General features: G+C 52.5%; 7 protein-coding genes. 1 reads left to right on the forward strand and 6 read right to left on the reverse strand.

Translation table 11 applies throughout. The features are described from left to right. Window positions 1-34: 34 nt before the first annotated feature. From CWM52_RS18505 to fdhD, 6 genes are all read right to left on the reverse strand, one after another. Window positions 35-877, reverse strand: a complete 843-nt coding sequence (locus CWM52_RS18505; RefSeq protein WP_100685441.1) for a class II fructose-bisphosphate aldolase — start codon at window positions 875-877, stop codon at window positions 35-37. Continuing rightward, on the reverse strand, window positions 864-2,231 hold the full coding sequence (locus tag CWM52_RS18510; RefSeq protein WP_100685442.1) for a PTS sugar transporter subunit IIC: 1,368 nt from the start codon (window positions 2,229-2,231) through the stop codon (window positions 864-866). The genes CWM52_RS18505 and CWM52_RS18510 overlap by 14 nt, the downstream gene beginning before the upstream one ends. Continuing rightward, window positions 2,224-2,538, reverse strand: coding sequence for a PTS sugar transporter subunit IIB (locus CWM52_RS18515; protein ID WP_100685443.1), 315 nt, complete (start codon window positions 2,536-2,538; stop codon window positions 2,224-2,226). The genes CWM52_RS18510 and CWM52_RS18515 overlap by 8 nt, the downstream gene beginning before the upstream one ends. Window positions 2,539-2,549: 11 nt before the next feature. Continuing rightward, entirely contained in the window at window positions 2,550-3,530 is a 981-nt protein-coding gene (locus CWM52_RS18520; RefSeq protein WP_100685452.1) for a 6-phosphofructokinase, read from the reverse strand. 398 nt (window positions 3,531-3,928) lie between these two features. After that, the gene (locus CWM52_RS18525) at window positions 3,929-4,141 is read right to left on the reverse strand and encodes a YdgH/BhsA/McbA-like domain containing protein (protein WP_100685444.1); all 213 of its coding nucleotides are present in this window, start codon (window positions 4,139-4,141) and stop codon (window positions 3,929-3,931) included. A 127-nt stretch (window positions 4,142-4,268) separates the two neighbouring features. Further along, window positions 4,269-5,105 carry a formate dehydrogenase accessory sulfurtransferase FdhD gene (gene fdhD / locus CWM52_RS18530; protein ID WP_100685445.1) on the reverse strand — a complete coding sequence of 279 codons (837 nt, stop codon included), beginning with the start codon at window positions 5,103-5,105 and terminating at the stop codon, window positions 4,269-4,271. A 156-nt stretch (window positions 5,106-5,261) separates the two neighbouring features. On the opposite strand from fdhD, the gene fdnG reads away from it, so the two are divergent. Further along, entirely contained in the window at window positions 5,262-8,312 is a 3,051-nt protein-coding gene (gene fdnG / locus CWM52_RS18540; protein ID WP_165785411.1) for a formate dehydrogenase-N subunit alpha, read from the forward strand. Window positions 8,313-8,346: the final 34 nt, after the last annotated feature.

The following is an 8,346-nucleotide window of genomic DNA, read 5'->3' on the forward strand; positions in this document are numbered from 1 at the left end:
ACCTGGTCATGACAATTTATTATTGCGGATTTAGCTATTTAAATAATGCCATTTTTTCCATCAGTACCTGGGTGACCGCATTATTGGCGGGAATTAAAAACTTACGCACGCTGTCATTCACCTTGCCTTTTTCAAAAGTGGTTTTACATTGGTCAACCCACTGCACGTTCATTTCTGTGCCCACATTGACCTTATTAATCCCTTCGCTCACCGCTTTACGCATATCCTCATCGCTGACGCCGGTACCGCCGTGCAGCACCAGCGGCACGCCCGTAGCCCGGCTTATCTCCTGAAGGCGCTGATGCTGAATCTGCGCCTTGCCGGTATAAAGGCCGTGCACGGTGCCGACGGAGACAGCCAGCATGTCAACCTGAGTCTCATTCACGAAGCGCGTGGCGTCCTCGACGGTGGTAAAACAGATATCTTCTGCGGCAACGGCTTTACCATCTTCTGATCCCCCGATGGCACCCAGCTCGCCTTCAACGGTAATATTCCGCGGCCGCGCCATTTCCACCACAATCCGCGTATTGTCGATATTCTCCTCCAGCCCCAGGTGTGAACCGTCGTACATGACCGATGAAAATCCGGCATTCATGGCCGTTTCAATCGCGCTGATATCAGAACAGTGATCCAGATGCAGACAGGTTGGCACATTTTCACTTTCCGCCAGTGAGCGAACCGCATCCACCAATAAACGATAGCCAAGATATTCCGCCGTACCGGTTGAAATTTGAATCATTAATGGGCTATTACTCTTTTGCGCAGCTTTAAAAAAAGCCGGCAGCATTTCAATACAGTGCAGATTAAATGAGCCAATAGCTTTGTAATTCCTTTCTTGCGCGACTTTCAGAATATCGTTGAAATTATACAGACTCATGAATATTTTCCCCTTTCGGCTTCGATGATGTACCGTTTACAAACCATGCCAGTGCGGCAACAAAAACAATAAACAAGGCGACAAATAACCAGTTGTTCTGTAAGGCATGGCCTAATACCAGGCCTGAACTAATAACATCTGAATCACTGAATGTGACGCCGGTAAAACCGTAGCTTTCAAGCATCGGTACCAGAATGGCAGGCAGGAAAGTAATAAACAGACCGTGAACCACACCGCCAATCATTGCCCCGCGACGCCCACCCAGCGCATTGCCAAAGACGCCCGCCGTACCGCCGGCAAAGAAGTTGGTTAACAGTCCAGGGAGGATCATCGCCAGGCCAAACATCGGGAAGACCAGCATGCCGATGATCGAACCCACGGTCGTCGCCAGGAACCCCACGATGACCGCGTTAGGGGCATAAGGGAACAGCACGGGGCAGTCCAGCGCCGGTTTCGCATCCGGCACAATACGCATGGCAATACCGCGAAAGGCCGGGACCAGTTCATTCAGCAATAAGCGCACGCCGCTGTAGAGGACAAAGACCCCTGCCACAAACTGAACAGACTGCATAAAGGCATACATCAGGTAGTTGACGCCGCCGGAAAAGCGGGCGACATACTCCGGTCCGGCCGCCAGCGCCGGGATCAGGTACATGGGGACCATCACCACCGCCATGGCGAGATAGGTATCCTGCAGAAACTTGAAGTTATCAGGCAGTTCAAGATCTTCGGTTGAGCGGGAGCCTTTACCCACCACTTTAGCCACCGCCGCCTGGACTAAATATCCGATGGTGCAAAAATGCCCGAGAGCCACATCGTCAGAATCAGTAATGCGTCTGACCACCGGCTGCGCCAGCGCCGGCATCAGTACCGCCATAACGCCGCCAAAGACACCGCCGGTCAGGATCAGCGGCAGCCCGGTCAGCCCGGCTTTGTAGCCAATCACCGTGCCAATCGTCGCCATCCACAGCAGCGCCTGCCCGGTGAGGAAGATATATTTCAGCGGCGTCAGGCGGGCGATAATAATGTTAACGGCAAAGATAACCATCAGCGTTAACGCGACTTCAGAACCCAGTTCCCGATTTGCCAGACCGGCGATAGCTGCGACATCGGTGATGTATCCCTTCATCCCGAAACCGTGGGTGAAGATATCGTTAAGGAAGCTCAAGGTAGCGACAATAATATTAATACCGGCCATCATAATTAAGAAGCCGAGCAGCGTTTTAAACGTCCCCTCGACTATTTTACCCACTGACTTCTTCTGTAAGATCAGACCCAGCATGGCAATAAACGCGATTAATATCGAAGCCTGGCCGAGCAAATCTTTAACAATAAACTCGATAAAGTTATTCATGGTCGACCACCTTGAGGTTGCGCTCTTTCAGGAATGAGACAATTTTCCGTTCAATTTCATCTTTATCCGTAAGTTTATTAAGGACCACCACGCGCTTTATTTCCTCTTCATTAGCGTCGGCGGTTAATATGTCGGCAAATGTTTTTTGCGTCAAAATAATATCGGATTTGAACGCTCCGGCTTCAGATACAGTTGTGTGTTCAATATGTGCAGGGATTTCCAGTTTCTTTAATACTGCTTTCGCCGTCATTTCGATGGCAAAGCTTGAACCGAGGCCGCAGCCACATACGCAAAGAATTTTCAGCATGTAGGGTCTCCTCAAATGATATTGAGTTGTTTGGCAAGTTTATAATGATGTCCTTCGATATCTACCAGACGTTTTTTCATACTGACTAAATCAATTGGAATAGGTTTATTGCTTGAATTTATAATAATCGCTTTATTTTTCATTCCTGACTGAATACAGCGAACGACTTCATTCGCCATGATCGTCCCCTGGTAAATCTCTTCGCAGGTCGGGTCGCCGCTGCGCAGTCCATAGCCGATGATGGTTTTACGGATGCGGACACCGATGCGTGGCTCAAGCTGCTTGATCATCGTATCGATAGCCCCTTGAAAGCCAGGGGAATACTCCCTGGTATAGCCTTCAGAGCAAAGAATCACCACGCTGTTTTGCTCGCGAAGCTTACTTCTGACGCGCTCGGCCAGATCGTCTAATGGCATCTGTGCTTCCGGAATCAGCGCAATATCGGCATTACTTTTAATCGCTGACTGCAACGTGAGTTCCCCGCAATACCCTCCTAATATTTCAGCCATAAACACCCGCCCAGGTAATGCTCTGCCGGTATTTCTTAAACGGGAAACCTCCTTGATAATTTGTTCGCAGGCTGTCGAAAAACCGATAGTATAATCACTACCATATACATCATTATCGATAGTCATGCCGACACCGAAACAGTTAATGTCAAATTCGCTAAGCGTATTAAGGAACTGTAGGCTACCATCACCACCAGCCATAATTAACACATCAAGGCGCAGCGACTTAATTTTCCTGGCTATCGCTTCATACTCATTCCTCAGCAATTTGCGAGTGGTTCTTCCGGATGTAATAACAGGCAGTGAACAAATAGAGAAATCAACGAGATCCCGCCAGGCGATTTCCTGGTGATTTTTGTCGAGCAATCCAGGTATACCACCATTAAATATGGTGATTTCCGCGTTCGCCAGTTTCGCAACCTGAAAAATAAAATTATTAATTCCGGACACATCGCCACCGCTAATAACAATACCGATTTTCATGATCACCACCGTCATATTTCCTTGCCCACATTTATCCCTAAGTTCAAGACCTGTATTTGCAATGAAGATCACATAATTATGATTAATTTATCCGTGGTAACGATTGACAGATATAAATACGAGGTGTTTTTTGTGATCGGAATCTCACTTAAAAGATGAGATCGTCTTAACAGTTATTTTCAAATAACTTTATTATTCATCAGGTTAAATATTAAGAGGATAGCGCGTCACTTTGCTTACCGGGGGTTTAATGGCGGCGCGAAAAACAAAGAAGGGAAACGTGATAAATACCACATTTTTTTACGCAGAAGTGGCGAAGTCGGGCGGAGAGATCTGATGGCCGAAGCAGAAAAACAAAAAAAGCGCCCGCAGGCGCTCTTTCGACGGTAATGCCAGATTTATTTGTTCAGTTCCGCCGTCATGTGCACGCGGTTACCGGTAAAGGCTTCGGTAATTTTATAAGACGATGCGCCAGCGGCCTGTGCCTGAGCGGCAATTTTCGCTTCAGCTCCGTCCATGGTTGCGGCAGTGGCGGTCACGCTTTCAGCGGCGAAAGCACCAAAAGAAGCGCTAAGAGCGATAACTGAAGCAAAAATTTTGATGTTTTTCATGATGTAAATCCTTCATTAAGTTGTTTGGATAAGGCGATGTGTCTTGATGTGATAAATACTAGACCTCACAACCCACAACTAAAAGCGGAAGGATTTGCTCTCATCATTCAAAAAAACTGACTTAATTTTAATCTGCGATCAACCGCTGCGGATGGGTGTAAATCGTCGCCCTGCCCGGGCGGCAAAAGCCCACCAGCGTCAGGTTGCAACGTTCCGCGACCTCCACCGCCAGCGCGGTGGCGGCGGAAACCGCAAACAGAATTTCCACGCCGCACATTGCCGCCTTCTGCACCATCTCGTAGCTGGCGCGGCTGGAGACTAACGCCGCCCCGCATTGCCAGTCATCGCCCTCTTCTACGCGCCGCCCCAGCAGTTTATCCAGCGCGACATGACGTCCGACATCCTCGTGTCCGCCCGCCAGCTCACCGGACGGACGCAGCCACGCCGCCGCATGGGTGCAGCCGGTGATATGACCAATCGGCTGCACACCACGAAGCTGCTCCAGCGCGCGATCGAGATTCTCCAGCCTGAAGGTTTGGGTGAATGGTAAAGGTTGCACCGGCTTGCCGATATCGTTGAGCTGCTCAACGCCGCAAACGCCGCAGCCGGTTCGCCCGGCCAGCGCGCGACGGCGCTCTTTCAGCCCCATAAAACGACGGCTGGAAAGCTCAATCTGAACTTCCAGACCGTTGCAGGCCTGCACCACCTCCATCCCGTAGATCTCGCGCCGGTGTTCAATAATCCCTTCTGATAATGAAAAACCGACGGCAAAACGTTGCAGATCCTTAGGAGAGACCATCATGACAACGTGTGAGATACCGTTATAGACCAGCGCCACCGGAACTTCTTCGGCTAATTCGTCAGACTGCGGATGTTGCAAATCATCGCGCTTCCAGAGCACGACCTGACGACATCCTGTGATGCCTGTCACATTTTTAATTTGTTCGGGAGGGTTCTTGTTCACTTTGTTTTAACCGTATTGGAACAGGCATACACACAATGTGGTATTCTTTGCATACCCCTTCAAGTGAAAGGGGGATCACCCCCAATTCTGAACCTTTGCGGCGCTTACCGCAAAGTAAATAACTACATGTGACAATGTCGATACAAGGAGTGAACCATGCAGGTCAGCAGAAGGCAGTTCTTTAAGATCTGCGCTGGCGGTATGGCAGGCACAACGGCAGCGGCGCTGGGTTTTGCCCCAGGCGCCGCGCTCGCGGAAACCCGGCAATATAAACTGCTGCGTACCCGCGAAACCCGTAACACCTGTACGTACTGTTCTGTCGGTTGCGGGCTGTTAATGTATAGCCTCGGCGACGGTGCGAAAAACGCCAAAGCATCCATCTTTCATATCGAAGGAGACCCTGATCACCCGGTCAACCGTGGTGCACTCTGTCCGAAAGGGGCAGGTCTGGTCGACTTTATCCATTCCGAAAGCCGTCTGAAATTCCCGGAATATCGTGCGCCAGGCTCCGACAAGTGGCAGCAAATCAGCTGGGACGACGCGTTCGATCGTATCGCGAAGCTGATGAAAGAAGACCGCGATGCCAACTTTATCGCCAAAAACGACGCTGGCGCCACCGTCAACCGTTGGTTGACCACCGGCATGCTGTGCGCGTCGGCCTCCAGTAACGAAACCGGCTATTTAACGCAGAAATTCACCCGCGCGCTCGGTATGCTCGCGGTCGACAACCAGGCGCGCGTCTGACACGGACCAACGGTAGCAAGTCTTGCTCCAACATTTGGTCGCGGTGCGATGACCAACCACTGGGTTGACATCAAAAACGCCAACCTGATCGTGGTGATGGGCGGTAATGCCGCTGAAGCACACCCGGTAGGGTTCCGCTGGGCGATGGAAGCCAAAATCCACAACGGCGCGAAGCTGATTGTTATCGACCCCCGCTTTACGCGTACTGCGTCGGTAGCCGACTTCTATACCCCAATTCGTTCCGGTACTGACATTACCTTCTTGTCAGGCGTCATCCTGTACCTGCTGAATAACGAAAAATTCAACCGCGAGTACACCGAAGCCTATACCAACGCCAGCCTGATCGTACGTGAGGATTACAGCTTCGACGACGGGTTGTTCAGCGGCTATGACGCGGCAAACCGCAAATACGATAAGACCAGCTGGAACTATGAGCTGGACGAAAACGGCTTCGCCAAACGCGACACGACGCTGCAACATCCGCGCTGCGTATGGAACCTGCTGAAGCAGCACGTTTCTCGCTATACCCCAGAAGTGGTGGAAAATATCTGCGGTACGCCAAAAGCGGACTTCCTGAAAGTCTGTGAGTACATCGCTGAAACCAGCGCACATGATAAAACCGCGTCATTCCTCTATGCGCTTGGCTGGACGCAGCACTCTATCGGTGCGCAGAACATCCGTACCATGGCGATGATCCAGCTGCTGCTCGGCAACATGGGGATGGCCGGCGGTGGCGTGAACGCCTTGCGCGGTCACTCCAACATTCAGGGTCTGACCGACCTGGGGCTGCTGTCGCAGAGCCTGCCGGGTTATATGACGCTGCCGAGTGAGAAGCAGACCGACCTGCAAACCTACCTGGCCGCCAACACGCCGAAGCCGCTGTTGAAAGATCAGGTGAACTACTGGGGTAACTACCCGAAATTCTTCGTCTCAATGATGAAGGCCTTCTTTGGCGATAAAGCCACGGCGGAAAACAGCTGGGGCTTTGACTGGCTGCCGAAGTGGGATAAGGGCTACGACGTCCTGCAGTACTTCGAGATGATGCACCAGGGCAAGGTCAATGGCTATATTTGCCAGGGCTTTAACCCGGTGGCCTCGTTCCCGAACAAAAACAAAGTGGTCGCCTCGCTGTCGAAACTGAAGTTCCTGGTGACCATCGACCCGCTCAACACCGAAACGTCCACCTTCTGGCAAAACCACGGTGAGTCGAACGATGTCGATCCGGCGAAAATACAGACCGAAGTGTTCCGCCTGCCCTCTACCTGCTTTGCCGAGGAGAATGGTTCCATCGTTAACTCCGGACGCTGGCTGCAGTGGCACTGGAAAGGCGCGGATGCCCCAGGGATTGCGACCACCGATGGCGAAATCCTCGCCGGCATCTTCTTACGTCTGCGGAAAATGTACGCGGAAACCGGCGGTCCGGCGCCTGAGCCGGTGCTGAACATGACCTGGGACTACTCCACGCCGCACGAACCCGCTTCGGAAGAGGTGGCGATGGAGAGCAACGGCAAGGCGCTGGCAGATATTACCGATCCGGCCACCGGCGCGGTGATTGTGAAGAAAGGCCAGCAGCTCAGCTCCTTCGCGCAGCTGCGCGATGATGGCACCACCGCCAGCGGTTGCTGGATCTTCGCCGGCAGCTGGACGCCGGAAGGCAACCAGATGGCGCGTCGCGATAACGCCGATCCATCCGGCCTCGGCAATACGCTGGGCTGGGCCTGGGCATGGCCGCTCAACCGTCGCATTCTGTACAACCGTGCTTCCGCTGACCCGCAGGGCAACCCGTGGGATCCCAAACGCCAAATCCTGAAATGGGACGGCGCAAAATGGGGCGGCGTGGACATTCCGGACTACAGTGCCGCCGCACCAGGCAGCGATGTCGGGCCGTTCATCATGCAGCCCGAAGGCATGGGCCGCCTGTTTGCTCTTGATAAGATGGCGGAAGGTCCGTTCCCGGAACACTACGAGCCGTTTGAAACGCCGCTGGGCACCAACCCGCTGCACCCGAATGTGGTCTCTAACCCGGCTGCCCGCGTCTTTAGCGGCGACCTGGAACAGATGGGTAAAGCGGATAAGTTCCCGTACGTCGGCACCACCTACCGTCTCACCGAGCACTTCCACTACTGGACCAAGCATGCGCTGCTCAACGCCATCGCCCAGCCGGAACAATTTGTGGAAATCGGCGAGAAGCTGGCGAACAAGCTCGGCATCGTGCATGGCGATACCGTTCGCGTCTCCTCCAACCGCGGCTATATCAAGGCCAAGGCGGTGGTGACCAAGCGTATTCGCACGCTGAAAGTGGACGGTAAGGATATTGATACCATCGGTATTCCTATCCACTGGGGCTATGAAGGGGTGGCGAAGAAAGGCTTTATCGCCAACACGCTGACGCCGTTCGTCGGCGATGCGAACACGCAAACGCCGGAGTTTAAAGCCTTCCTCGTGAACGTGGAAAAGGTGTAACGGAGACGACTTATGGCTTATCAATCGCAAGACA

Source organism: Raoultella sp. T31 (assembly GCF_002806725.1).
Taxonomy (GTDB): Bacteria; Pseudomonadota; Gammaproteobacteria; order Enterobacterales; family Enterobacteriaceae; genus Klebsiella; species Klebsiella electrica.

Excerpts from the sequence above, each read along its gene's own strand:
- CWM52_RS18505 (WP_100685441.1), bottom strand. The coding sequence starts at position 877 with ATGAGTCTGTATAATTTCAACGATATTCTGAAAGTCGCGCAAGAAAGG.
- CWM52_RS18510 (WP_100685442.1), bottom strand. The coding sequence starts at position 2,231 with ATGAATAACTTTATCGAGTTTATTGTTAAAGATTTGCTCGGCCAGGCT.
- CWM52_RS18515 (WP_100685443.1), bottom strand. The coding sequence starts at position 2,538 with ATGCTGAAAATTCTTTGCGTATGTGGCTGCGGCCTCGGTTCAAGCTTT.
- CWM52_RS18520 (WP_100685452.1), bottom strand. The coding sequence starts at position 3,530 with ATGAAAATCGGTATTGTTATTAGCGGTGGCGATGTGTCCGGAATTAAT.
- CWM52_RS18525 (WP_100685444.1), bottom strand. The coding sequence starts at position 4,141 with ATGAAAAACATCAAAATTTTTGCTTCAGTTATCGCTCTTAGCGCTTCT.